Source organism: Seongchinamella unica (assembly GCF_004354085.1).
GTDB lineage: Bacteria > Pseudomonadota > Gammaproteobacteria > Pseudomonadales > Halieaceae > Halioglobus > Halioglobus unicus.
Map to the genome: position 1 here is coordinate 1,278,568 of NZ_SMSE01000001.1, position 24,154 is coordinate 1,302,721.

The following is a 24,154-nucleotide window of genomic DNA, read 5'->3' on the forward strand; positions in this document are numbered from 1 at the left end:
CCCAATATAGGCGCTGGCGATACTCGGAACAAGTCACACCCCGTAGCGATTGCGGTATGCCTTCATTTTCTCCAGCGCGTCGGCGGACTCGCCGGTTTGCTCAAGGTAAGCAATGATGTGGCTCATATCGATAATACTGAGCACCGGCACGCCATAGGTTTTTTCCAGTTCCTGGATCGCCGACAACTCTCCCTCGCCCCGCTCCTGGCGGTTGAGGCCGATGGCGACCCCCGCCAGCCTGGCGCCGGCACCCTCAATCATGGCAATCACCTCACGGACGGCAGTTCCCGCAGTAATCACATCATCAATCACCAGCACCCGGCCTTGCAGCGGCGCCCCCACCAGCACGCCGCCCTCGCCATGGGCCTTGGCCTCCTTGCGGTTGTAGGCAAAAGGCACATCCACGCCATGCTCGTTAGCCAGCGCCACGGCCGTCGCGGTGGCCAGCGGAATGCCCTTGTAAGCCGGTCCCAGCAGCACGTCGAACTCGATTCCGGAGGCAGCAATGCGGTTGGCGTAGCAACGGCCAAGGGCAGCCAGGGCGCGCCCGCTGTCGAATGCTCCGGCGTTAAAAAAGTAGGGGCTGATGCGGCCCGACTTGAGGGTGAATTCGCCGAACCTGAGCACCTCGTACTCCTTCGCCAACTCGATGAATTCCGTCTGATAAGCCTGCATGGGGGTGATTCTCCTCGAGGTATGGCCCGAATTCACAATTGTTGTACATTTCCGGACTTTGTTATCCAAGCATTCCCGGCTAGAATGGGCGGCTGCCCGGTCTCTACTACTGCCCCGTCACCCATGACATGACGGGCCAGTCAAATAAACAGCGACAGTAGCGGGACTGAAGTCAGTAGCAATCGGAATACGAGTTAGGACAGTCCGTGAGGCAGCCTGAAAGCGGCTGCCCCCTTGGGCTGGATATAATACACGCTCTCATATCAAGGGGCTATGAATGCGGATCATCAGTTTCAGCGCCGACGGCATCAAGAACGCCGCCGAAAAAGGATTTTACGACTGGCTGAAAGAACAGGATGCGGATTTCGTCTGCATCCAGGATTTACAGTGCTCCGAATATGACCTGCAGGACAACCTGTTCTTCCCCGAGGAGTACAACCCTTACTTCTTCGATGACATCGATGGCAAGGCCAATGGCGTCGCCATCTACTGCCGCAAGCTACCGAAAGCCATCATGACCGGACTGGGCTTCGCCGACTTTGACATGGAGGGCCGTTATATCCAGGCGGACTACGAGAACATCAGCGTCGGCTGCCTGCTGGCGCCCTCCGCCGAGCCGGGCAATGCCGATCAGCAGGCCCGGAAAAACGAGTTTTTCGACCTGCTGGGCAACCACCTGCAAAAGGTCCGCAACAAACGCCGCGAATTCATTATTTGTGGCAACTGGAACGTTGCTCACACCGCCGGCGACGTCCAGGATACCGAGAGCAATAGCACGGTCTCGGGGTTTCTCGCCGAGGAGCGCCAGTGGATGAACGAATTGTTTAGCGAAGGCTACGTGGATGCTTTCCGGGAGATCAACTCGGACCTCGACGAATTCACCTGGTGGCCCGAAGGCGATCGTGGCAAAAATGGCTGGCGCACTGATTTCCAGGTGATCTCCAAGGGCCTGCAGTACTCAGTGGACTACGGCGCTATCTACAAAAGCCGCGAGTTCTCCAACCACGCCCCGGTGATCATGGATTACGACATCGAGTTGTAGTCTTCCACAGCCCAGGAGCTATCCTGGATACACGTCATCCCGGTAAAGTTACGAACCTACATATGTTAGATCTAACCGGCTCGTCACTGGGAAAGTCCTTCTGAAACGACCGCAAGCTCCGCTCCGTTTTCGGGCTGCTGCGGAACTCGGCATGGGTTGCTGGGCGCAACCCATAAGCAGCCTCAGACAGTCCTCGCAGAAATCCCCCGAAAACTCCGTTACGCAAAAAGCGGCGGCCTGATGGTTTCTGAAGGCTTTACCCGGCGCCGCTCCTCACTACGGCATAATCGCCTGATCCGAGGGCCGTTCGGTGTGGATGCCGGCAAACCGCATAGCGGGAAAAAAAGCGTCAACCCTCCGCCAACGCCGCCTTCTGCTTCTCGATCAGCTGGAATATCCCGTCACTCGCCAGGTCAAGCATCGCATTGAGCTCTTCACGCCTGAACGGCGCCTGCTCGGCGGTGCCCTGCACCTCGATAAAGCCGCCGGACTCCCCCATGATCACGTTCATATCGGTATCGGCAGCGGAGTCCTCTGGGTAATCCAGGTCCAGCACCGGAACCCCCTGGTAGACGCCAACCGACACCGACGCCACCATTTCCAGCAGTGGGTCGGTCTTGATGATTTTCTCCCGTTGCAGGTAGTTGACAGCATCCACCAGTGCCACCAGGGCGCCGGTAATGGAGGCGGTGCGGGTGCCGCCATCGGCCTGGATCACATCGCAGTCGATGGTGATCGTGTTCTCGCCAAGCTTGTTGAGATCCAGGGCGGCCCGCAGGGAACGGCCAATCAGGCGCTGGATTTCCACGGTGCGGCCGCCCTGTTTGCCACGACTGGCTTCACGGCCCATCCGGCTGTCGGTTGAGCGCGGCAACATACCGTACTCCGCAGTGACCCAGCCGCTACCCTTGCCACGCAGGAAACGGGGCACCCCCTCCTCCACGCTGGCAGTACAGATAACCTTGGTATTGCCGAAGCAAATGAGGACGGAACCCTCGGCGTGACAGGTAAATTTACGGGTGATGGTAATGTTCCGGAGTTGATCCGGGCTGCGACCGCTGGGGCGTTGCATGTAAGCTCTCCAATGAAAAGAATGTGCAAGTATACGCGCCGCAGCCTACTGTGAGCAGTCCCGGCAAGCTGCTACACTTTCAGCCCACTTCAAATGACAAGGAATCGCGGCATTGGCCAGGATACACAGCATGACAGCGTTCGCTCGGGAGAGCAGTAACACCGGGCAGGGCGTGCTGACTGTAGAGCTGCGAACCGTCAACCACCGTTACCTGGATTGCAGTTTCAAGCTGCCCGACAGCCTGCGCGTGCTGGAAACCCGTCTACGCGAACTCGCCGCCCGCAAACTGGCCAGGGGCAAGGTGGACTGCATGATCCGGATTCAGCCGCTTCCCGAGCGCAGTGCAACCCTGGAGATCAATCAGGAGCAGCTGAAACAGCTCGCCGCCGCCAGCGACTGCGTCTCCAAAGTCATCGACATTTGCAAACCCACCGCTCTGGAAGTGCTGCAGTTCCCCGGTATCTGCAGCGCGCCGGAGCAATCCGAGGAAGAGCTACACCAGGCTGCCCTGAACCTGTTCGAAACAGCGCTTGCGACTCTCGCCGACAATCGCGCCAGGGAAGGGCAGAAACTCTCCGCCATGATTGGCGAACGTATAGACCAGGTGGAAGCCGAGGTCGCGGTAACCCGCAAGCGGGTGCCGGAGCTGCTGCAGCAGCAGCGGGACAAGGTCATCAGCAGAATCGAGGAGCTGGACGTGGAAGTGGACCAGGGTCGGCTGGAGCAGGAGCTGGTGCACATGTCGCAAAAAGCCGACGTGGACGAGGAACTGGACCGGCTTGACGCCCACGTCGCCGAGGTACGCCGCGCCCTGGACAAGGGTGGCCCCTGCGGCCGGCGCCTGGACTTTCTGATGCAGGAACTGAACCGCGAGGCCAACACCCTGTCGTCAAAGTCTACCTCCAGCGGCACCACCCAGAACGCCGTGGAACTGAAGGTGCTGATCGAGCAGATGCGTGAACAAATCCAGAATATTGAGTAAGGGCCAAAGCCGATGAGTCGAACCGGAACCCTGTATACCGTATCCGCCCCGTCCGGGGCCGGCAAAACCAGCCTGGTGGCGGCCCTGGTCGAGCGCACCGAGGACCTGCGGGTCTCCGTGTCCCACACCACCCGGGAGAAGCGCTCCGAGGAAGTTCACGGCGTGAATTACCACTTTGTCGGCGAGGATGACTTTCTCGCCATGCTGGAAGATGCCGCCTTTCTGGAACACGCCAAGGTGTTCGGCAACCTTTACGGCACTTCCCAGGCCTGGGTAGAGGAGCAGCTGGAGGCCGGGATCGATGTCATTCTGGAAATCGACTGGCAGGGCGCAGCCCAGGTGAAACGGTTGCTGCCAGAGACCAGGGCGATTTTTATCCTCCCCCCGTCCCGCTTGACCCTGCTGCAACGCCTGACTGCCCGCGGCCAGGATGACTCCACCACCATCGAGAGCCGCATGGCCGAGGCGGTAGAGGAGATGTCCCACTACGTGGAGAGCGATTTCCTGGTGGTAAACGAAGATTTCGACAAGGCGCTGGCGGAGCTGCAGGCCATTGTCAGCTGCCATCGACTGGCCACCGACAAACAGCGACAGACCCTGGAAGCGCTGTTGAACAAGCTGTTCAGCTAGGGCCTGTTCACACTGGCTGAGCTGGCCCTGCTGTGGCAGGCATTATTCACGCTGGAGCAATAGGCCACACACGGGTATAATTTCCGGTTCCGTTTTATTACTTACTATTGGGAAATTTGATTCATGGCACGTGTAACCGTTCAAGATTGCCTGGAAAACGTTGCGAACCGCTTTGAGCTGGTCATGGTAGCCAGCAAGCGAGCCCGGCAAATGGCCACCGGCGGCAAGGATCCCCTGGTTGATGAGGAATCCGACAAGCCCACCGTTATTGCCCTGCGCGAAATTGCCGAAGGCCTGGTCACCCCGGACATCCTCACTCGCGAAGACGAACTGGAAGCCGAGGAGGAGCTGGCGGAAGTCATGATGGAGGCCAGCAGCGAGTCCCTCTAAGCTCCACCAGGGGCATCGCGGGGCAGCAAAGTTATGAACGCCGTGCAACCTATCGATGCCCTTACCCACACGCTCCAGAGCTATCTCACCCCGGAGCAAAGCAACAGCGTAAGACGAGCCTACTACTTCGCCGAACAGGCCCATCACGGCCAGCTGCGGCGCAGTGGCGAACCTTACGTCACCCATCCGCTGGCAGTTGCCATCATCCTCGCGGACATGCACATGGACCACCAGAGCCTGGTGGCGGCCATGCTTCACGATGTCATCGAAGACACCGGCATTCCCAAGTCCGCTATCGGCGAACAGTTTGGCGCCCCGGTGGCGGAACTGGTTGACGGGGTCAGCAAACTGACCCAGATGGAATTCGAGTCGCTGGAAGAGAAACAGGCGGAGAATTTCCAGAAGATGGCGCTGGCCATGGCACGTGACATCCGGGTGATTCTGGTGAAACTGGCAGACCGCCTGCACAACATGCGCACCCTGGGTGTGCTCCAGACCAGCAAGGCTCGCCGCATCGCCAGGGAGACTCTGGATATCTACGCGCCCATTGCCATGCGCCTGGGCATGAACAACGTGCGCATGGAGTTCGAGGACCTGGGTTTCAGCGCCCTGCACCCCATGCGGGCACGGCGCATCAAGGCGGCCATGCGCAATACCCGCGGCCACCGCAAGGAACTGGTGGACAAGATCCGCCAGCAGATCGAGGCCACCCTGGAACAGGAAGGTCACCAGGCCGAGGTCATGGGCCGGGAAAAGCACCTCTACAGCATCTACAAGAAGATGAAGTCCAAGCGGAAATCCTTTTCCGAGATCATGGACATCTACGCCTTTCGTATCATCGTTGACTCGGTGGACACCTGCTACCGGGTGCTGGGCTGCGTGCACAGCCTGTACAAGCCGGTGCCCGGCGAGTTCAAGGACTATATCGCCATCCCCAAGGCCAACGGCTACCAGTCGCTCCATACCGTGTTGATGGGCATGCATGGGGTACCGATTGAAATCCAGATACGCACCCGGGAAATGGAAGACATGGCCAACAACGGCATTGCCGCTCACTGGCTGTACAAGAGCGACACCCAGTCGGCCAACGGCAGCCACGCCCGGGCCCGGGAATGGGTACAGGGTCTGCTGGAAATGCAGCAGCGGGCGGGCAATTCGCTGGAGTTTATAGAAAGCGTCAAGATTGACCTGTTCCCGGACGAGATCTACGTATTCACGCCCAAGGGGCGCATTATGGAGCTGCCCCGGGGCGCCACCGCAGTGGACTTCGCCTACGCGGTGCACACCGATGTGGGCAACAGCTGCGTCGCCTGTCGCATCAACCGTCGACTGGCGCCCCTGTCGGAACCCCTGCAAAGCGGCCAGACCGTGGAAATTCTCACCGCCAAGGGGGCCAGCCCCAATCCCTCCTGGTTCAACTACGCGGTGACCGCCAAGGCGAGGACCAACATCCGCCACTTCCTCAAGCACCAGACCCGTGAGGATTCCGTTGCCCTGGGCCGCCGACTGCTGGACCGGGCCCTGGCCGCCATGGACAGCAGCCTGGAGACCATCCCTGAAGACGAGATGGGCGAATTCCTGAGCGAACACCAGTACGACAGCCTCGACCAGCTGGTGGAAGATATTGCCCGGGGCAATCGCCTGCCCGCCATCACCGCCCAGCAAATTCTCGGCGAGGTGGGCGCGGACCAGAAGGAGCCCGACCATGCCCACCCGGTGGCGATCCGCGGCACCGAGGGCTTTATGCTCACTTACGCCAAATGCTGCCACCCGATTCCCGGTGACCCTATCGAAGGCTACCTGAGTTCGGAGAAAGGCGTCGTAGTGCACCGTGAGCGCTGCAATAACCTGGGCGACATGCGCGGTAACAGCGAGCGTCTGGTAGCCCTGCGCTGGGACGACCAGGTCGAGGGCGAGTACGCGGTGGAGCTGCGGATCGAGGTGGAAAATCGCCGTGGCATGATCGCCGTGCTGGCCACCAGGATCAACGCCATGGGTGTCAACATCGAGAAAATTTCCACCGAGGACAAGGATTACCAGTTCACCTATGTCGACCTGGAAATGATGGTGAAGAACCGGGTACACCTTGCGCGAATCATGAAACGCTTGCGCAGCACCAATTCTGTGCGCAAAGTAGTCCGCATCAAAAACTAGGGCAAGCAGGAGCACGCACGTGAGCAACCGCGCCATTATTTCCACCCCGGACGCACCGGAAGCCATTGGCCCCTATTCCCAGGCGGTAAAAGTAGGCAATACCGTATGGATCTCCGGGCAGATCCCGCTGGTTCCCGGCTCCATGGAGCTGGTTACCGGCGACATCAGCGCCCAGGCGACCCAGGTATTCAACAACCTGGCGGCCATCGCCGAGGCCGCCGGTGGCTCACTCAACCATGCCGTCAAGATCAATATCTCCCTGACCGACCTGGGCGATTTTGCCGCGGTCAACGAGGTCATGACCGACTTCTTCAGCCAGCCCTACCCCGCCCGTGCCTGCGTGCAGGTCGCCGCCCTGCCCCGGGCGGTAAAGATCGAAGTCGAAGCCATTCTCGCCGTCTGATGACACTCACCGAACTGCGCTATCTCGTTGCCCTGTCGGAAGCGGGACACTTCCGCAAGGCCGCCGACGCCTGTAACGTCAGCCAGCCTACCCTCAGTATCGCCATCAAAAAGCTGGAAGAAGAACTGGGCATCAGCCTGTTCGAGCGCGCCAGGCATAAGGTGAGCCCTACTCCCATCGGCGAGCGCATTGTGGACCAGGCCCGCACGGTGCTGCAGGAAATAAACAACCTGGTGAACCTCGCAGAACAGGGGAAGGACCCGCTGGGCAGTGTGCTCTCCGTGGGCGCCATCTACACCGTGGGACCCTACCTGTTCCCCCGTCTGGTGCCCCGTATCAGGAAGCTGGCCCCGGGCATGCCCATGTACATCGAGGAAAGCTACACCGCAGACCTGCGGGTGAAGTTGAGCAGCGGCGCCCTCGATGCGATTTTCATTGCCCTGCCATTCACCGAGCCAGAGGTGGTTACCCGACCCCTGTTCGATGAACCGTTCATGGTCTTGATGCAAAAAGATCATCCGCTGGCCGGCGACAGGGAAATTGAGCCAGCTGCCCTGGCGGAACACCGGGTGCTGCTGATGGGTGAGGGGCACTGCTTTCGCGACCAGGTCCTTGAGGCCTGTCCGGGGCTGCAGGAATCCATTGCCGCCCATAACGCCAGGGACCAGGCCGTCGTAGAGGGCAGCTCGCTGGAAACCCTCAAACACATGGTGGCCAGCGGCATGGGCATCACCGTGCTGCCGGAATCGGCAGCCAGCGTCGCCTCCTATGGCGAACAGGACCTGGTGCTGCGGCCGTTCACCGATCCCACCCCCCACCGCACTATTGCCCTGGCCTGGCGAGTTACTTATCCCCGCCACCAGGCGATTGATGTGCTCGCCGAGGCGCTGAAGGATTAGTGGCCGGAATTGCCAGTGACCCGGTAACCCAGCTGCGCGGTGTCGGCCCCAAGCTGGCGACAAAGCTTGCCGACGCCGGCATCCAGCGAGTGGAAGACCTGCTGTTTCACCTGCCGCTGCGCTATCAGGACCGCACCCGCGTGACGCCCATCGGCGCTGCCCAGGAAGGGGTGGATGTGGTGATCGAGGGCGACGTGCGGGTAGCCGATATTGCCTTTGGCCGTCGCCGCAGCCTGGTGGTCAGGCTGCAGGATGGGTCCGGCACCATCAGCCTGCGCTTTTTCCATTTCTCCGCGGCGCAGAAAAACAACCTCAAACCGGGCACTCGCCTGCGCTGTTTCGGCCAGGTACGCCGCGGCAGCAGCGGGCTGGAAATGTATCACCCGGAATACCGCCAGGTTAACGAAGGCGAGGCCCTCGTCGAAGAAGTGCTGACACCGGTGTATCCGGCTATCGGGGGTATTGGCCAGAACCAGTGGCGCAATCTCTGCGCCCAGGCGGTGAACCGGCTTAAACACACCGCGCCACCGGAGTTACTGCCCGCCAACCACCGCCTCACCTATGGTCTCGGTGACGCCCTGGTTTATCTGCATTCACCCCCGCCCGACGCCCCCCAGCAAGCCCTGCGCGAGGGCGAACACCCGGCGCAACTGCGGCTGGCGCTGGAGGAACTGGTTGCCCACAACCTGACCTTGCAGGGCTTGCGGGCCCAGCAGCAGTCGGAGGGTGCACCCGTGCTGGCCGGCAACCCCGCGCTGCTCAACCGGTTCCTGGACTCACTGCCGTTCACCCCCACTGGTGCCCAGCGACGGGTAATGGCGGAGATTCACGACGACATCACCCGCCCCCATCCCATGCTGAGACTGGTACAGGGTGACGTGGGGTCGGGCAAAACGCTGGTGGCAGCGGCAGCGGCACTGCAGGCCATTGCCAGCGGTTACCAGGTGGCCATCATGGCGCCCACCGAGATTCTCGCCGAGCAGCATCGCAACAATTTCGCCAACTGGTTCGCCGAACTGGAGATTAACATTGCCTGGCTGAGCGGACGCAGCAAGGGTAAAAAACGGCAAGCCGCGTTACAGGCCATTGCCTCCGGACAGGCGGCGTTGGTGGTCGGTACCCATGCCCTGTTTCAGGACGATGTGCTCTTCGATCGACTGGGCCTGGTGGTGGTGGATGAGCAACACCGCTTCGGCGTCCACCAGCGACTGTCGCTCACTGAGAAATCGGGGAAAAATGTTGGCAGGCCGCACCAGCTGGTAATGACCGCCACCCCCATACCCCGCACCCTCTCGATGGTGGCCTACGCCGACCTCGACTGCTCGGTCATCGACGAACTGCCGCCGGGGCGCCAACCGGTGGAGACCGCGCTTATCGACAACAGCCGACGGGAGCAGATTGTCGAGCGGGTCAGCAATGCCTGCGCGGGTGGACGCCAGGCCTACTGGGTCTGCACCCTGGTAGAGGAAAGTGATGTGTTGCAGGCACAGGCAGCCGAAGCAACGGCCCGGGAGCTGGCGGAGGCACTGCCAGGGCTGCGCGTGGGCTTGGTGCACGGGCGGCTCAAGCCCGCCGAAAAAGACGCCGTGATGGCCGCATTCAAGGGCGCCGAGCTGGACCTGCTGGTGGCAACCACCGTGATCGAGGTGGGAGTCGATGTGCCCAATGCGAGCCTGATGATCATAGAAAACCCGGAACGCCTGGGCCTGGCCCAGCTACACCAGCTGCGCGGACGGGTGGGTCGTGGCACCGCCGCCAGTCATTGCGTTCTGCTGTACCAGAGTCCGCTGTCCTTCAACGGCAAACAGCGCCTGCAGGCCATGCGCACCAGCAATGACGGGTTCTTTATCGCCGAGAAAGACCTGGAACTGCGCGGGCCGGGTGAAGTACTGGGCACCCGGCAAACCGGCCTTATGGAGTTTCGCATCGCCCAACTCCCGGCCCACAACCATTTACTCGGGGAGGTCCAAAGACTGGCCGGGGAAATACAGGCCACCCGTCCTGACCTGATCGAGCCGCTGATCAAGCGCTGGACCGGCAGCAACCGCGAATTTGCCAAGGTGTAACGCTAAAAAATTTGGGGTCAGAGTAAAAACTTGGAATGCGACCAAGATAATACAATCATCCGGTTTGAAGTTTTTACTCTGACCCCAAATTTTTACTCTGACCCCAAATGTGTCTGCGGATCGAACAGCGCATTCCAGCGGAGCTGCAGCTCTGCTGGCCCCAGGGCTTCCAGCCGCTCCACGTTGCGCCCCGGAATCCCCGCGGGATCGGGATAATCCAGTAACACCCGCTCCAGCATATCCTCCCTGATCAGGTGGATGGTAGGCCAGGGGGAGCGGTTGCTGAAGTGGCTGGCGGCATTCGCGGGCTCGCCCTCGAACTGGTAGTCCGGGTGAAAGCTGGCCAGCTGGATAACGCCCTCCAGTCCGGATTCGCCAAGCAGGTCGTGGGCAAGTCCAAGGAAATCCAGGTAGTCCTCGAAATCGGCGAGGGCCGTGGTGAACACCAGCAGGCTGGTGGCAATCTCGGATTCAGGGCTCGATTGAACCCGATCCAGTTCAGAGAGGAAAAAATGCTGCAGCGCCGAGGGATCGGCCGCCGGGCAGGTCACAATTCGCAGCTGGGGTGAAGTCAGCAGCGGCCGGGCGAACGGGCAGAGGTTGAGACCCACCACAAACTCATCGAGCCAGCGGCGGGTCTGCTCTTCTGCAGGCCCGGGATCCAGCATGCTCAGGCCATAATGGCCGGCAGTTCCTTCTGCAGCGTCATCTTATGCCGGGTGGCCTCACCGGTGAGGGCAAAGCCCAGCAGGGCACCGCCGCTGTCGCGGAACTCAGCCTTCACGTTGTGGCCATCGATTTCGAAGCTCCACTCACCCTGTGCGCCTTCGGCGGGAGGCGCCACGGTGACCGGGCAAGCGGGCACCTTGATGGTAACGGGCATTGCGGGGTAGCTGACTTCGGTCGGCTCACCGGCCAGGGTCTTGCCCAGGGCTCTGGCCTGGGCCATCAGCGGTGCCACATAAACCAGCACGTGCCCGTCTACCTCGGCACAGTCTCCCATGGCGTAAACATTGGGCGCGCTGGTTTCCAGCAGGCGGTTGGTCACTACGCCGCGATTGGTTTTAATACCTGAGGCCTGGGCCAGGTCCACACGGGGACGCACCCCCACGGCGGAAACCACCAGGTCAGCGACGATGGTTTCGCCGTTGTTCAGACTGACCTCAACACCCACAGCGGCCTTATTGACCTCGGTCACCAGCGGTCCGAAGTGGAATCTGGCGCCTTTCTCTTCCAGCGCCGCCTGCACCGCCTTGCCCGCGGGCTCGGGGAGCAGCGTCGGCAGGCAATAACCCAGCGGATCCACGGTCTCGGTCTGGAAACCGCCATTGATCAGGTCGTTGGTGTACTCACAGCCGATCAGGCCACCGCCGATCAGGCACACCTTCTTCACGTCGTTTTTCTTCATCGCCGTGCGGAAGTCGTCGTAGTCCAGCAGGTCGTTAATCGAGTACACCCTGTCCAGGCCGTCGCCGGCGATGGGCGGCCGGATCACGTCGGCCCCCAGGGCCAGTACCAGCTTGCCATAATGCACGGCGGTATCGGTATCGCCGACCTTGATCAACTGGTGTTCGGTATCAATCGCGCCCACCTTGGTCATGGTCCAGACGCTGGCCTTGAGCATACGACCCATGCTGCCCGCATCCATTTGTGCGAGGTCGTCGGTGGACATGTCCTTGGTGAACCCGGTGGAAAGCATCGGCTTGGAGTAGGAGCGACCATCGTCAGAGGTAATCAGGATCAGCGGCGTGTCCTGATCGTGCTTGCGAAATTCCCGGGCCAGACCATAACCAGCGAGGCCCGTGCCGAGAATGACCACTGGCGCATGGACGGTATCCACCGCCGGTTCCTCATGGTGGGGAGTGTCGTCTACCGGGGATTCCTCCAGCAGTTCGAAGTCTTCCTTGCCCACACCACAGTCGGGGCAAAGCCAGTCCTCGGGGACGTCTTCCCAGCGGGTGCCAGGGGCGATGCCGTCATCGGGCCAGCCCTGTTTCTCGTCATAAATCAGGCCGCAGACTATACATTCCCATCTACTCATCGTTGTTCTCGCTCGTGCTGTCTTTGCTTCTGGGTGTAACTTTCCCGGCGCTGCACACAGCGCCCGGGAAAACAGATTCAGGGGAGGCAACACTATAAGGTTGTGTGAAAATTGTGCAAGCGCAATCTGGGCCCCGGACGCTGGCAATTTGAGCCAGCGGCGCCTTGCAAGCGACCGGCTGATCGCGCATCCTCGCCCCTTCATGAATGAAGACGCCTGCACAGCCAATGCATCCCCGCCACCAGCCGGTCACCGGGTTCACCGGGAGCCCCTGTGGCGACCGGTCAAACAGTTCACCACCGGCGAGCTGGCGCCGGCTGTGCGGCGCTGGCTGCTGGACGACGGCTCCCTCACCGGCCGCTTGATCGATCAGTGCCGCGGTCCGTTCAGCGTGCAACGGCTGTATCAGGGCTGGGACGTCCCACTACCATCGGAACGCCGGCTGCTGCGCCTGCCGCAGCGGCAGCTGTCCATCGTGCGCGAAGTGGTGCTCCGGCAGGGCGATGACAGCGTGGTGTTTGCCCGCTCGGTTCTGCCCCTCACCAGCCTGACCGGCAAGCTGGCACACCTGCGGCGACTACAGAACCGTCCCCTCGGGGCGATTCTTTTCAATCACGCCGGCATGCGTCGCAGTCCCTTCGAGGTCGCCCGGCTGGACGGGGCCAGCGACTACATCCCCGCGTTTCTGCGACAACAGGAACCGGCCTGGGCCAGGCGTTCCCGCTTTACCATCGACGGCCGGAGCCTGATGGTGAGCGAAGTTTTTCTGCATGCCTTCCAGCCCTGGCCCGCGGTACTGCCCGTCCACAGAACCCAGCGCGGCAAAGTCAGCGCTGCAATTCTCAGCCCGAAACAGTAAGCTTGGAGCCCCGCCCCAGGTAACCGCACCATGCCCACCGAATCCAGATTACAGGCCCTGTTACAGCTGATCCGTTTCGACAAGCCCATAGGCACCCTGCTGTTGCTGTGGCCCACCCTGTGGGCCCTGTGGATTGCGGCGCAGGGTGTGCCGGACTGGGACCTGCTGCTTATTTTTTGCCTGGGAACCTTCCTCATGCGTTCCGCCGGATGCGTGGTTAACGATCTCGCGGACCGCCACTGGGACGGTGAGGTAAATCGCACCCGGGGCCGGCCACTGGTCACCGGCGCGGTGTCGGCAAAGGACGCACGGCTGCTGTTCCTGGGCCTGCTGGTCAGTGCCTTTGTACTGGTGCTGCTCACTAACACGCTGACGATAAAATTATCGTTCGCGGCGGTGGCGCTGGCCTCAACCTATCCCTTTATGAAGCGCTACACCCACCTGCCACAAGTGGTGCTGGGTGCGGCATTTTCCTGGGGCATCCCCATGGCTTTTGCCGCCCAGACCGGCGAATTGCCGGCGGGGTTGTGGCTGTTGTATGGCGGCAACGTGCTGTGGACCATGGCTTACGACACCAAGTACGCCATGGTGGATCGCGAGGACGACCTGGTCGTCGGCATTAAATCCTCCGCCATCCTGTTCGGCGACCGTGACCGGGTCATGATCGGCATGCTGCAGCTGGGGTTTCTTGGCTTGATGGTGGCTGCCGGTGTTGAATTCGGGCTGGGCACGTTCTATTACCTGGGACTGGTCGGGGCGGCAGGCCTGTGCGTATATCACCAATACCTGATACGCGAGCGGGACCCGGCAACATGCTTCAGGGCTTTCCTTCACAACAACTGGGTGGGCGCGGTGATTTTCGCCGGTCTGCTGCTGGACTACGCTTTTTGAGGCCGGGGTCACGGTGGAGCTGAGCGCGGAGTTTATCACCAGTCTGGAGCAGGTGGACGCCGCCCAGTGGGAGGGCCTCTGCGGCACCGACTACCCCTTCCTGCGTCACCATTTTTTGCTGGGACTTGAGCAATCGGGTTGCACCACCGCGGAAACCGGCTGGCAGCCCTGTCACCTGATCCTGCGGGAGGGGGAAACGGCAGTGGCCGCACTGCCGCTGTATCTCAAATCCCATTCCTACGGGGAATATGTGTTCGACTGGTCCTGGTCACAGGCCTGGCAACAGAACGGCCTCCAATACTACCCCAAGCTGGTCAGCGCGATACCCTTTACCCCGGCCACCGGGGCCCGACTGTGTCACAGCGACGACCTTACCACCGATCAGGCCTGGCACATGGCGACCCGGGCGCTGGAGCAGTTTGCCCGCAAGCAGGGGATCTCCAGCTGGCACCTGCTGTTCCCCGAGGAATCGGTGTCCAATGCGCTGCTGGCCCGGGGCTTTCACCAGCGCCAGGCCACCCAGTTTCACTGGTTCAATGAGGACTACCGGGACTTCGATGATTTCCTCTCCGGCTTCAGCAGCCGCAAGCGCAAGTCCCTCAAGCGAGAGCGCCGCCGGGTGCAGGAACAGAACCTGGAACTGCAAACCCTGGTGGGCGGGGAGATCAGCGCAGAGCACTGGGAAAGGTTTTACCACTTCTACCAGTACACCTATGCCAAGCGCAGTGGTCATGGCGGCTACCTGACCCGGGAGTTTTTCACCCGGGTCGCAGCCGCAATGGGTGACCAGGTCATCATGGTCATGGCATCTCACGAGAGTAAGGCCGTTGCCGCAGCCCTCTACTTTCGCTCTGCCGACACGCTTTACGGGCGCTACTGGGGCTGTGAACGGGAGTTTGACTGCCTGCACTTTGAAGCCTGCTACTACCGGGGCATCGAATATTGCATTGCACAGGGCATCACCCGCTTTGACCCCGGGGCCCAGGGGGAACACAAAATCCAGCGCGGCTTCCGGCCGGTTGCAACCTTCTCCAACCACTGGATTGCCGATCCGGGCCTGTCAGCGGCAGTGGCTGACTTTACCCGCCGGGAACGGCCACACACCGAAGCCTATAAGAAAGAAGCGGAAACCCTGCTGCCCTTCAAGCAGGCGCCCTGACACGGCACCGCAGGCTGGGCCCGCTCAGGCTTTGCGCCAGGCCAGCAAACGGTTATTGGCAGGCATCTCGACGTCGGAGCGCGGGACAAAACCCGCCGCCGCGGCCAGCGCGTCCACTTTTTCGACATCGCGGATGGCGCTATAGGGGCTTTGCTGCGCCAGCCAACCGTCAAACCTGGCATTGCTGTCCGAGGTGTACTGCCCGCCGTAATTAAAGGGACCGTAAATCGCCAGCAGGGTGTCGGCCCCGGCGCGCTCGCCGAGTTCGGCAAACAGATCCTGTACCGACGCCCAGGGCATGATGTGCAGGCTGTTGGCGGTAAAAACAGCGTCGGGTATTTTCGCCCCCGGCCAGGGGCGCTGACTGACATCCAGGGCGTACGGGGGGAGCAGGTTCGCTCCACTGAAGGCATCGCAGCGCGGTTTCAGTACAGCCAGGTGCTGCTGCACCTCCGTAGGCTGCCACTGGAGGTGTGGCAAATGACCGGCAAACCAGCTGGCATGCTGGCCAGTGCCGGAGCCTATCTCCAGCACCCGTAGGCGGTCGACGAATAGTTCCCTCAGGACCTCGAGAATCGGGCCCTTGTTGTTTTCGCAAGCCTGGGAAAAGGGCAGCCTCTCCACCGGACAGGCTTACTTTTGCGCCGGTGCCTGATCCCGGGTAAACACCCACTCGTGGGCGGTGGACTCGGCCTTGTTGTAGCGATAGCCGTCCTTGCGGAACTGCTTGATACCTGCCGGATCATTGAGCTCTTTTTCGATGATGAAACGCGCCATCTGGCCGCGGGCCTTCTTGGCGTAAAAGCTGATGACCTTGTACTTGCCGTTCTTGAGGTCCTTGAATACCGGGGTGATGATTTCGGCATCCAGCTGCCGCGCCTTCACCGACTTGAAGTATTCGTTCGAGGCGAGATTGACCAGCACTGGCGAACCGGATTTTTCCAGCTGCTTGTTGATGGCCTGGTTGATGTCGTCACCCCAGAACTCATAGAGGTTCTTGCCGCCACGGTTGGCGAACTTGAGCCCCATTTCCAGCCGGTAGGGCTGCATCAGGTCCAGCGGACGCAACAGGCCGTAGAGGCCGGAGAGAATGCACAGGTGCTTCTGCGCGAAACCCAACTGGGATGCGCTCAGGGTTTCTGCTTCGAGCCCGGTGTATACATCGCCCTTGAACGCCAGCACCGCCTGCTTGGCGTTATCCAGGCTGAAGGGTGCGGTCCAGTTCATAAACCGGGCGTGGTTGAGCTCGGCAATATTGTCGCTCACGCCCATCAGGGCGCGGATATCGTCGGGGCTCATTTTACGGGCATCCTCAACCAGCTCTCCCGCACGCTCGATGAACAGCGGCTGGCTCGCCTTGCGGGTGGTCGGGGCAGTGTCAAAATCCAGCGTCTTCGCCGGCGAAATTACGGTCAGCATTACTCAGGGCCTGTAGGTTATTGCAGCGCCGGGGGTGTCCCCTTTAGCGAGGGGGCTATGATACTCTGCACTCCGTCCAATAAAAAAGACCCGATCCACATGGCTTTCGTGCGCAAGCTTGTGCAGACCATAGACGCCTTTACCGACCGGTTCGGCCGCGCCCTGGCCTGGCTGGTGCTGGCAATGGCGCTGCTGATCACCGTTATCGTCGTCATGCGCTACGGTTTTAATACCGGCTCTATTTTTGCCCAGGAACTGGTCACCTACATGCACGCCACCCTGTTCCTGCTGGGTGCCGGCTATGCCCTCAAACACGGCGCCCATGTCCGGGTGGATATTTTTTACCGGGGTTTTTCCGACCGCGGCCGGGCCTGGGTAAACGCACTGGGTGGCGTGGTATTCCTTATCCCCCTGTGCCTGTTCATCATCGGCGTAAGCTGGAATTTCGTCAGCGAATCCTGGGCCATGCGGGAAACGTCCTCGGAGCTGGGTGGTATCGCCGCGGTCTACGCCCTCAAGGCGCTGATTCCCGCCATGGGTATCAACCTGCTGCTACAGGGCCTGGCGGAAACCCTGCGCAACGCCCTGGTGCTGGTAGAGGGAGACGCCTGAATATGGAGTATTTATCGCTCTATATGTTCCTGGCGGTCTGTCTGTTGTTGATGCTGGGTTACCCCGTCGCCTTCACCCTGGCAGGCACCGCCCTGGCTTTCGCTGCTGGCGGCATCATCGCCGGGGTCTTTGACGCCAGCTTCCTCAACGCTTTCCCCGGCAGGGTATTCGGCACGATCAACAATACCACCCTGATCGCCGTACCCCTGTTTATTCTGATGGGGACGATACTGGAAAAATCGCGCATCGCGGAAGAACTGCTGAGCAGCATGTCGCGCGTATTCGGCCGCCTGCAGGGAGGTCTGGGGATCTCGGTGGTCGTGGTCGGCATGTTCCTGGCAGCCAGCACCGGTATTGTCGGCGCCACTGTTGTCACCATGGGCCTGCTGTCACTGCCCAGTATGCTCCGCGCAGGCTACAGCCCGGCACTGGCCACCGGCACTATATGCGCGACCGGCACTCTGGGCCAGATCATTCCTCCCTCTATCGCGCTGGTCCTGCTGGGGGACATTCTCGCCAATGCCTACCAGCAGGCCCAGCTCAAAATGAACGTATTCAGCACCCAGACGGTGTCCGTGGGAGACCTGTTTGTGGGTGCGCTGATTCCCGGCCTGGTGCTGGTGGCGCTGTACATTATCTACCTGACGGTCTATGCCCGCATCAGGCCGGATGCGGCACCACCGGCGGAAGAAGACCCGGTCTCGGTGGCCGAGGTACTGCGGGGCCTGTTACCACCGCTCATACTGATCGTGCTGGTCCTGGGATCTATCCTTGTAGGTGCGGCGACGCCGACGGAAGCGGCCGGGTTTGGCGCTGTGGGCGCTTTGGTGCTGGCAATGGTCCGACGGCAGATGAACCTCGCCCGCCTCAGGGAAGCCGTGATCGATACCATGGAAGTGACCTGCATGGTGTTCATGATTCTCATCGGCGCCGCTGTGTTCTCGCTGGTATTCCGCGGCTTTGGCGGGGAAGAGCTCATTCACGGCTTCTTCCTCGATATGCCAGGCGGGGTAATGGGGGCCACCCTGGTGGTGATGCTGGTGATTTTCCTGCTGGGTTTTATTCTCGACTTTATCGAGATTACCTTCGTGGTAGTCCCTATCGTCGGCCCGATCCTGTTGGCCATGGGACTGGACCCGATCTGGCTGGGCATCATGATTGCCCTCAACCTGCAGACCTCTTTCCTCACCCCGCCCTTTGGCTTTGCCCTGTTTTACCTGCGCGGTGTGGCCCCGGATACCGTGTCAACCGGGGCTATCTACCGCGGGGTCCTACCCTTTATAATCATCCAGCTGTTGCTGATGACGGCGCTGTGGTTCTGGCCCCAAATGGCTACCTGGCTACCCGCTCTCCTGCAAAAGTAACCATTAACCCTACAGATTACTCAGGCGTAAGCGCATGAACGACATCGACAGCACCCCCGTGCCTCAGGGAGACCTGGCCCTGCAAACCGTGGCCATGCCCAAGGACACCAATCCCAACGGGGATATCTTCGGTGGCTGGCTGATGTCTCAAATGGACATCGCCGGTATGGTGACCGCCGCTGAGGTCGCCGGCGGGCGCGTCGCAACCGTGGCCATTGACGCCATGGCATTTCTGACGCCGGTACACGTGGGGGCAGTCGTCTCCTGCTACTGCGACGTACTCGAGATCGGCCGCAGTTCGATTCGCATCGTCGTGGAAGTATGGATCAACTCACAGCACGACGGTGAGCCAATCAAGGTGACGGAAGGCGAGTTTGTGTTCGTGGCCATCGACGACAATGGCCGAACCCGCGCAATCCAGCGTTAAAAGTCCTCGTCTTCCAGCACCACGTCACGCAGGTTGATGTAGGACTGCTCGGAAATGTGGTGATAGTTGCGCACGCCCTTGTAGAAATCCGAGTAGGACGCATAGACCTTGGCTGCCATCGGGTCATTGGTGGCCAGCTTGTCCAGCGCCTCCCGGGTGCCTTCCCATAGCGCCCTGAGGACGTCATCAGGGAAACGACGCAGCTCCACACCGTGGTCTTCAATCAATTCCCGCAGGGCTTCGTTATTACGCCCGGTGTACTCGTCGAGCATGTCCTGGCTCGAGGCGCGGGCCGCATAGCGCACAATGGCCTGCAAATCCTCTGGCAACGCGGCCAGGGACTCCTTGTTGACGATAAATTCGAGCACCGAACCGGGCTCGTGCCAACCCGGGTAGTAGTAATATTTCGCCACCTGGTGGAAGCCCAGTATCCGGTCATTGTAAGGCCCGACCCACTCGAGGGCATCGATAACCCCGGTTTGCAGTGAGGTATAGAGCTCGCTGCCCGGCAGGGTGACGGAAGTGCCACCGGCGGCGGTAAACACCTCACCTGCGAGGCCGGGAATGCGCATTTTCAGGCCCTGCAGATCCTCGATGGAATTGATCTCCTTGTTGAACCAGCCGCCCATCTGCACCCCGGTACTGCCGCCGCCCATGGGCACCAGGTTAAAGGGCGCGTAGGCCTCTTCCCAGAGCTCCAGTCCACCACCGTAGTGCAGCCAGCCAAAGGTTTCCTGGGCATTGAGGCCGAAGGGAACCGCCGTAAAAAACACCGATGACGGCACCTTGCCCTTCCAGTAATAGGCGGCGCCGTGACCGGCGTCGGCAACGCCCTGGGATACGGCATCGAATACACCGAGGGCGGGAACGATTTCACCTCCGCCATAGACCCGTATTTTCAGGCGGCCGTTACTCATTTCGTCGACCATCCGGGAGAGGTTTTCCGCCGCCGAGCCGAGGCCGGGGAAGTTCTTGGGCCAGGTAGTGACAAGCTTCCACTCGAAGTATTCGTCAGAGCCGGCCAGCGCCTCTCCCCTGTGGCCGCCCGCTGTCTGTCGACCCGCGTTATCGGTGGCCCACAGGGCGATCACGGCCACCAGGGCCGCCACCAGAAGGAGTATGATAATGGGCGTAAAGCGCTTTTCCGCTGGAGCCAAGTTCATTGTTATATCCCCGTTATACCAGCTGCAAATTGGCGTATTGCAGTACCAGCCACTTGCTGCCTTCGGCATCGAAGTTTACTTCCACCCGGGCGCTGCTGCCTCTACCCTCGAAGTTTAGCACGGTACCCTCACCAAAAATCTGGTGGTAGACCCGCTGGCCGAGACTCAGCCCCGTATCCGGCACAGTGGCCTGGCTGAGACTGCTGACGGGGCGCGACACGGTGTTGTTGAGACGCACCTCCTGCAGCAGTTCTGCCGGTATTTCGCGGATAAAGCGGGAGGGTGCATTAAAGTTTTCACTGCCGTGCAGTCGCCGGGATTCGGCGTAGGTGATCACCAGTTGCTCCATGGCCCGGGTGATACCCACGTAACACAGCCGGCGCTCCTCCTCCAGTCGGCCCGGTTCCTCGATCGACATGCGGTGGGGAAACAGGTTTTCCTCCATTCCCGCCAGGAACACCAATGGAAACTCCAGGCCCTTGGCCGAGTGCAGGGTCATCAGCTGCACGCTGTCTTCGTGTTCGTCAGCCTGGGCGTCACCGGCATCCAGGGCCGCGTTATCGAGAAACTGCTGCAGGGGGGAGGTGTCTTCAGCCTCATCGCTGACAAACTGCTTGGCTGCGCTCACCAGTTCTTCCAGGTTTTCTACCCGGGCCTGGCCCTTTTCGCCTTTCTCCTTCTGGTGATATTCGATCAGGCCCGCGTGCCCGATCACGTGCTCCACCAGTTCCTCCAGGCTCAGTTCATCCGTGCCGGAGTCCAGCTCGTTAATCAGCACCTGGAAGCCCTCCAGCGCTGACAATGCCCGGGCGGGCAGCAGTTTTTCCGCGATCACAGTGTCAATCGCCTGCCACAGGGACAGTTCCCGGCTGCGGGCGCAGCTGCGCACCACATCCATGGTTTTGCTGCCGATACCCCGCGGTGGCGTGTTGATGACCCGCTCTACCGCAGCGTCATCACCTCGGCTTTGCAGCAGACGCAGATAGGCCAGTGCATTGCGGATTTCCAGTCGCTCATAAAAGCGCTGGCCGCCGTAAATCCGGTAAGGTATGCCGGCGCGAATCAGGCCTTCTTCCAGCACCCGGGATTGGGCATTGGAGCGGTAGAGAATGGCCGTGGAAGCGCGATTGTTTCCATTGCTCACCCACTGTTCGATCTGTTCGACGATAAAGCGGGCTTCGTCATGCTCGTTAAAGCCCGCGTACAGGGTAATGGGCTCACCCTGTTCGCCGGCGGTCCACAGCTCCTTACCGAGGCGGCCGAAGTTGAACGCGATGACGCCGTTGGCGGCCTGCAGGATGGTCTGGGTGGAGCGATAATTCTGCTCCAGCCGTACCGTGCGAGTACCCTTGAAGTCCTCGCCAAAGCGCTGGATGTTCTCAATCCTGGCACCCCGCCAGCCGTAGATAGACTGGTCATCATCGCCCACCGCCACCACCGGAATCTGCTTACCCGCCAGCACCCGCAGCCAGGCGTACTGGATGGTATTGGTATCCTGGAACTCGTCCACCAGGATTTGCCGGAACCTGCCCTGGTAATGGGCCAGCACGTCCGGGCTTTGCAGCCACAGTTCGTGGGCTCGCAACAGTAACTCGGCGAAATCCACCATGCCCGCGCGTTCACAGGCGGCTTCGTAAGCCCGATACACCTGCAACATGGTCTGGGCATAGAGGTCGCCGTGGGGAGCATCGATATGGTGTGAACGCAGCCCCTCGTCCTTCTGCGAATTGATGTACCACATGGCCTGTTTTGGCGGCCAGCGGCTTTCATCCAGCTCCAGTTCCCGGCAGACACGCTTGACCAGTCTGAGCTGGTCATCGCTGTCCAGGATCTGGAAGTTTTGCGGCAGTCCCGCCTCTTTCCAATGAGCCTTCAGCAGGCGATGGGCCAGGCCGTGGAAAGTCCCCACCCACATACCGTGGCTGGGTATGCTCAGCATTTCCTCGATGCGGGAGCGCATCTCCCGGGCAGCTTTGTTGGTAAAGGTCACCGCCAGAATCGACCAGGGGGAGTAGTCCTCGGCGCGAACCAGCCAGGCAATGCGGTGCACCAGTACCCGGGTCTTGCCACTGCCGGCTCCGGCGAGCACCAGCATATTCTGGCTTTCGGCAGCGACCGCATCACGCTGGGCCTGATTGAGGGGAGAGAGAATATCCGATACATCCATCAGCGCATTCTAACCGAGAGGCCGCCGCCACGGGGGGCTTTTTTCCGTCGATGGCGACCACCTGTCCACCAGGCATGCACAACAGGCGGTGACGAGCCGATTGCCATGGCCCCAACCATCTCGTGCCTGACAATTCGCTACAGAAAATGGCGATTAGCTCTGCTACTATCAACTGCATCTGGGGCAATGGGGCAGTGTCCGAAATGGGCAACCGGGACGACGATCACACGCAATGGCGGCAAGGGGACGAAGACCAGCCCCACAACGACAGCCTGTTCAGCGACTTCGACGACGATGAGTTCGAGGATTCAGATCGTGACAGCGACTTTGCCGCTATTTACACCGAGGTTGAGGAAGAACCCGAACTCCCGGCAGAGGACAACACCTGGGAGCTAATAGGCAGCACCTGGGAGCTGGTAGAAGAGTCCCCGGAGGAGGACGCCGCTGCAGATATCAGGGAGCGCTGGGACGAGGCCGGCGAATTCGGGTCGGAAGAGCCGGACCTGTGGAACGCGCGCCCCAATCCCCCTGGGGCATTCGACGACGAGCCCCCGGACGCCGAGGATACCCTGGCCATGGCGGCTATCGACAGTGAAGACCTCGATGATCCAACCGGGGAAGCGTGGGAGGAGTTCGAGGATGACGAGGAACTTGAGGAAGAGGGCGGCGCCGAACTGTCGATATCGCTGGGTATGATTGTGGTCGCAGTCGTCGCCCTGGTACTCATGGGGGCCGGTGGCTATGGCGTTATCGAACAACGGGCCGGAATGCAGGAAGAAATCCGCGAACTGCAGGCCAAGCTGGCCACAGCCGCACCGCCCCATGAAGTGGCTGCGGCCAGGCTGGCCGCAGAGGAGGCCACCGAACGCAGTACCCGGCTTGAGCAGCAGGTGGAGCAACTGGCTCGGGAGAACCGCAGCCTAGAGGCCATTGTCAGTGGCCTGGAAAAACAATTGACCGCCCAACAGGAGGCAATAAAAAAAGCGCCACCGCCCGCTAAGGCAGCACCTGCCGCCACAGTCAAACCGGCGCCAGCGAAACCAGCAACAGGCGGCAGCTCGCCCGCCACTGCCGGCAGCTGGTTCGTCAATTTCAGTTCCTATACCCTGCGCAGCACCGCCGAAAGCTGGGTGAACAAATTGCAACCTGGCAAGGGTCGGGTAATAGTTACCAGCGGAGACAGTAACGGCCGCACTATCTACCGGGTGCGGGTAGTAGACCTGCCGGACAAAGCCTCAGCTGAGGCAATAGCCCGATCCCTGGAACAGCAATATGACCTGCCTAAATTGTGGGTGGGCAGATCCGGCTGACTTGGCAGAATCAACGTCTGCTGTTAATGTTTATGCCTCGAAAAACTGGCTGAGATAAGACCATGAAAGCAATCAAGTACACCGCCCTGGCACTGGCCCTGGGCAGCTCCTCCGCCCTTGCTGCAGACTGCGAAGCACCTGCGCAACCCGAGATGCCGGACGGCTCCACCGCCACCATGGAACAGATGCTGGCCGGCCAGAAAGCCGTCAAGGCATTCCAGGTTGCCAACCTGGAGTACATGAAGTGCCTGGAACCCGCACTGACCGCCGCTGAAGCCGCGGCCAAGGCAGGGGAAGAAGGTGCCATCGAGAAATACCAGGCAGCCCAGGACAGCTATAACGCAGCCGTCTCCGCCGAGGAAGCTGTCGCCGGCGAGTTCAATACCGAAATCCGGGAATACAAGGCCGCCAACCCGAGCTGACCTTTAC

Annotated in this window: 24 protein-coding genes; 16 read left to right on the top strand and 8 right to left on the bottom strand. The window is 60.8% G+C overall.

Translation table 11 applies throughout. The annotated features are described in order from the left end of the window. Positions 1–33: 33 nt before the first annotated feature. Positions 34–675 carry an orotate phosphoribosyltransferase gene (gene pyrE, locus E2F43_RS05625; RefSeq protein ID WP_133210419.1) on the bottom strand — a complete coding sequence of 214 codons (642 nt, stop codon included), beginning with the start codon at positions 673–675 and terminating at the stop codon, positions 34–36. A 277-nt stretch (positions 676–952) separates the two neighbouring features. Between pyrE and E2F43_RS05630 the strand changes: the two genes are divergently transcribed. Next, entirely contained in the window at positions 953–1,717 is a 765-nt protein-coding gene (locus tag E2F43_RS05630; protein WP_133210421.1) for an exodeoxyribonuclease III, read from the top strand. Positions 1,718–2,066: 349 nt separating this feature from the next. Here E2F43_RS05630 and rph read toward each other — a convergent pair whose 3' ends face one another. After that, positions 2,067–2,789 (bottom strand): ribonuclease PH, encoded by a 723-nt coding sequence (gene rph / locus E2F43_RS05635; protein WP_133210423.1) that lies wholly within the window; start codon positions 2,787–2,789, stop codon positions 2,067–2,069. Positions 2,790–2,919: 130 nt separating this feature from the next. Here rph and E2F43_RS05640 point away from each other — a divergent pair, with 130 nt between their 5' ends. The 7 genes from E2F43_RS05640 to recG all read left to right on the top strand — a co-directional run bounded on the left by E2F43_RS05640 (position 2,920) and on the right by recG (position 10,313). Then, a complete protein-coding gene (locus tag E2F43_RS05640; RefSeq protein ID WP_133210425.1) occupies positions 2,920–3,771 on the top strand; it encodes a YicC/YloC family endoribonuclease in 852 nt (283 codons plus the stop codon). Between the two features lie 12 nt (positions 3,772–3,783). Further along, positions 3,784–4,401 carry a guanylate kinase gene (gmk, locus tag E2F43_RS05645; RefSeq protein ID WP_133210427.1) on the top strand — a complete coding sequence of 206 codons (618 nt, stop codon included), beginning with the start codon at positions 3,784–3,786 and terminating at the stop codon, positions 4,399–4,401. A 123-nt stretch (positions 4,402–4,524) separates the two neighbouring features. Beyond that, positions 4,525–4,791 carry a DNA-directed RNA polymerase subunit omega gene (gene rpoZ / locus E2F43_RS05650; RefSeq protein ID WP_133210429.1) on the top strand — a complete coding sequence of 89 codons (267 nt, stop codon included), beginning with the start codon at positions 4,525–4,527 and terminating at the stop codon, positions 4,789–4,791. A gap of 33 nt (positions 4,792–4,824) precedes the next feature. Then, positions 4,825–6,945 (top strand): bifunctional GTP diphosphokinase/guanosine-3',5'-bis pyrophosphate 3'-pyrophosphohydrolase, encoded by a 2,121-nt coding sequence (gene spoT / locus E2F43_RS05655; protein WP_133210431.1) that lies wholly within the window; start codon positions 4,825–4,827, stop codon positions 6,943–6,945. A gap of 19 nt (positions 6,946–6,964) precedes the next feature. Further along, positions 6,965–7,348, top strand: a complete 384-nt coding sequence (locus tag E2F43_RS05660) for a RidA family protein (protein ID WP_133210433.1) — start codon at positions 6,965–6,967, stop codon at positions 7,346–7,348. Continuing rightward, complete coding sequence (locus E2F43_RS05665) at positions 7,348–8,247, top strand: hydrogen peroxide-inducible genes activator (RefSeq protein ID WP_133210435.1); 900 nt, start codon at positions 7,348–7,350, stop codon at positions 8,245–8,247. The genes E2F43_RS05660 and E2F43_RS05665 overlap by 1 nt, the downstream gene beginning before the upstream one ends. Then, a complete protein-coding gene (recG, locus tag E2F43_RS05670) occupies positions 8,247–10,313 on the top strand; it encodes an ATP-dependent DNA helicase RecG (protein WP_133210437.1) in 2,067 nt (688 codons plus the stop codon). The genes E2F43_RS05665 and recG overlap by 1 nt, the downstream gene beginning before the upstream one ends. A 92-nt stretch (positions 10,314–10,405) precedes the next feature. Here recG and E2F43_RS05675 read toward each other — a convergent pair whose 3' ends face one another. Together E2F43_RS05675 and E2F43_RS05680 are read right to left on the bottom strand one after the other, a co-directional pair. Next, complete coding sequence (locus tag E2F43_RS05675) at positions 10,406–10,981, bottom strand: DUF1415 domain-containing protein (protein WP_133210439.1); 576 nt, start codon at positions 10,979–10,981, stop codon at positions 10,406–10,408. 2 nt (positions 10,982–10,983) lie between these two features. Further along, positions 10,984–12,354: an FAD-dependent oxidoreductase gene (locus E2F43_RS05680; RefSeq protein ID WP_133210441.1), complete on the bottom strand. Its 1,371-nt coding sequence runs from the start codon at positions 12,352–12,354 to the stop codon at positions 10,984–10,986. Positions 12,355–12,502: 148 nt separating this feature from the next. Here E2F43_RS05680 and E2F43_RS05685 point away from each other — a divergent pair, with 148 nt between their 5' ends. Genes E2F43_RS05685 through E2F43_RS05695 form a run of 3 tightly spaced genes read left to right on the top strand, consistent with a single transcriptional unit; the run spans position 12,503 to position 15,263 of the window. After that, a complete protein-coding gene (locus E2F43_RS05685) occupies positions 12,503–13,213 on the top strand; it encodes a chorismate--pyruvate lyase family protein (RefSeq protein WP_133210443.1) in 711 nt (236 codons plus the stop codon). 30 nt (positions 13,214–13,243) lie between these two features. Beyond that, the gene (gene ubiA, locus E2F43_RS05690) at positions 13,244–14,104 is read left to right on the top strand and encodes a 4-hydroxybenzoate octaprenyltransferase (RefSeq protein ID WP_133210445.1); all 861 of its coding nucleotides are present in this window, start codon (positions 13,244–13,246) and stop codon (positions 14,102–14,104) included. A gap of 13 nt (positions 14,105–14,117) precedes the next feature. Next, positions 14,118–15,263 (top strand): GNAT family N-acetyltransferase, encoded by a 1,146-nt coding sequence (locus tag E2F43_RS05695; protein ID WP_133210447.1) that lies wholly within the window; start codon positions 14,118–14,120, stop codon positions 15,261–15,263. 24 nt (positions 15,264–15,287) lie between these two features. Here the strand turns inward: E2F43_RS05695 and E2F43_RS05700 are convergent, their stop codons facing one another. Continuing rightward, on the bottom strand, positions 15,288–15,887 hold the full coding sequence (locus E2F43_RS05700; RefSeq protein WP_133210449.1) for a DUF938 domain-containing protein: 600 nt from the start codon (positions 15,885–15,887) through the stop codon (positions 15,288–15,290). 9 nt (positions 15,888–15,896) lie between these two features. Beyond that, positions 15,897–16,682: a peroxide stress protein YaaA gene (gene yaaA, locus E2F43_RS05705; protein WP_133210451.1), complete on the bottom strand. Its 786-nt coding sequence runs from the start codon at positions 16,680–16,682 to the stop codon at positions 15,897–15,899. 57 nt (positions 16,683–16,739) lie between these two features. Between yaaA and E2F43_RS05710 the strand changes: the two genes are divergently transcribed. The 3 genes from E2F43_RS05710 to E2F43_RS05720 are packed head-to-tail and all read left to right on the top strand — an operon-like array spanning position 16,740 to position 19,085. Continuing rightward, on the top strand, positions 16,740–17,294 hold the full coding sequence (locus E2F43_RS05710; RefSeq protein WP_133210453.1) for a TRAP transporter small permease subunit: 555 nt from the start codon (positions 16,740–16,742) through the stop codon (positions 17,292–17,294). A 2-nt stretch (positions 17,295–17,296) separates the two neighbouring features. Then, on the top strand, positions 17,297–18,658 hold the full coding sequence (locus E2F43_RS05715; RefSeq protein WP_133210455.1) for a TRAP transporter large permease: 1,362 nt from the start codon (positions 17,297–17,299) through the stop codon (positions 18,656–18,658). Between the two features lie 34 nt (positions 18,659–18,692). Then, positions 18,693–19,085: an acyl-CoA thioesterase gene (locus E2F43_RS05720; RefSeq protein WP_133210457.1), complete on the top strand. Its 393-nt coding sequence runs from the start codon at positions 18,693–18,695 to the stop codon at positions 19,083–19,085. On the opposite strand, the gene E2F43_RS05725 is transcribed toward E2F43_RS05720, so the two are convergent. Both E2F43_RS05725 and uvrD read right to left on the bottom strand, forming a co-directional pair. Beyond that, on the bottom strand, positions 19,082–20,248 hold the full coding sequence (locus tag E2F43_RS05725; RefSeq protein WP_133210459.1) for a TRAP transporter substrate-binding protein: 1,167 nt from the start codon (positions 20,246–20,248) through the stop codon (positions 19,082–19,084). The two genes, E2F43_RS05720 and E2F43_RS05725, sit on opposite strands and share 4 nt — an antisense overlap. Positions 20,249–20,261: 13 nt before the next feature. Continuing rightward, the gene (gene uvrD / locus E2F43_RS05730; RefSeq protein ID WP_133210461.1) at positions 20,262–22,415 is read right to left on the bottom strand and encodes a DNA helicase II; all 2,154 of its coding nucleotides are present in this window, start codon (positions 22,413–22,415) and stop codon (positions 20,262–20,264) included. Between the two features lie 203 nt (positions 22,416–22,618). Here uvrD and E2F43_RS05735 point away from each other — a divergent pair, with 203 nt between their 5' ends. Beyond that, positions 22,619–23,725, top strand: coding sequence for an SPOR domain-containing protein (locus E2F43_RS05735; protein ID WP_238946787.1), 1,107 nt, complete (start codon positions 22,619–22,621; stop codon positions 23,723–23,725). 62 nt (positions 23,726–23,787) lie between these two features. Further along, positions 23,788–24,147 carry a hypothetical protein gene (locus tag E2F43_RS05740; protein WP_133210465.1) on the top strand — a complete coding sequence of 120 codons (360 nt, stop codon included), beginning with the start codon at positions 23,788–23,790 and terminating at the stop codon, positions 24,145–24,147. The last annotated feature ends 7 nt before the right edge of the window (positions 24,148–24,154 follow it).

Coding starts and splice junctions, on each gene's coding strand:
- spoT (WP_133210431.1), top strand. CDS start 4,825: ATGAACGCCGTGCAACCTATCGATGCCCTTACCCACACGCTCCAGAGC.
- pyrE (WP_133210419.1), bottom strand. CDS start 675: ATGCAGGCTTATCAGACGGAATTCATCGAGTTGGCGAAGGAGTACGAG.
- E2F43_RS05725 (WP_133210459.1), bottom strand. CDS start 20,248: ATGAACTTGGCTCCAGCGGAAAAGCGCTTTACGCCCATTATCATACTC.
- rpoZ (WP_133210429.1), top strand. CDS start 4,525: ATGGCACGTGTAACCGTTCAAGATTGCCTGGAAAACGTTGCGAACCGC.
- gmk (WP_133210427.1), top strand. CDS start 3,784: ATGAGTCGAACCGGAACCCTGTATACCGTATCCGCCCCGTCCGGGGCC.
- rph (WP_133210423.1), bottom strand. CDS start 2,789: ATGCAACGCCCCAGCGGTCGCAGCCCGGATCAACTCCGGAACATTACC.
- E2F43_RS05720 (WP_133210457.1), top strand. CDS start 18,693: ATGAACGACATCGACAGCACCCCCGTGCCTCAGGGAGACCTGGCCCTG.
- E2F43_RS05735 (WP_238946787.1), top strand. CDS start 22,619: ATGGGCAACCGGGACGACGATCACACGCAATGGCGGCAAGGGGACGAA.
- E2F43_RS05710 (WP_133210453.1), top strand. CDS start 16,740: ATGATACTCTGCACTCCGTCCAATAAAAAAGACCCGATCCACATGGCT.
- E2F43_RS05665 (WP_133210435.1), top strand. CDS start 7,348: ATGACACTCACCGAACTGCGCTATCTCGTTGCCCTGTCGGAAGCGGGA.
- E2F43_RS05715 (WP_133210455.1), top strand. CDS start 17,297: ATGGAGTATTTATCGCTCTATATGTTCCTGGCGGTCTGTCTGTTGTTG.
- E2F43_RS05640 (WP_133210425.1), top strand. CDS start 2,920: ATGACAGCGTTCGCTCGGGAGAGCAGTAACACCGGGCAGGGCGTGCTG.
- uvrD (WP_133210461.1), bottom strand. CDS start 22,415: ATGGATGTATCGGATATTCTCTCTCCCCTCAATCAGGCCCAGCGTGAT.
- E2F43_RS05675 (WP_133210439.1), bottom strand. CDS start 10,981: ATGCTGGATCCCGGGCCTGCAGAAGAGCAGACCCGCCGCTGGCTCGAT.
- ubiA (WP_133210445.1), top strand. CDS start 13,244: ATGCCCACCGAATCCAGATTACAGGCCCTGTTACAGCTGATCCGTTTC.
- yaaA (WP_133210451.1), bottom strand. CDS start 16,682: ATGCTGACCGTAATTTCGCCGGCGAAGACGCTGGATTTTGACACTGCC.
- E2F43_RS05680 (WP_133210441.1), bottom strand. CDS start 12,354: ATGAGTAGATGGGAATGTATAGTCTGCGGCCTGATTTATGACGAGAAA.
- E2F43_RS05740 (WP_133210465.1), top strand. CDS start 23,788: ATGAAAGCAATCAAGTACACCGCCCTGGCACTGGCCCTGGGCAGCTCC.
- E2F43_RS05630 (WP_133210421.1), top strand. CDS start 953: ATGCGGATCATCAGTTTCAGCGCCGACGGCATCAAGAACGCCGCCGAA.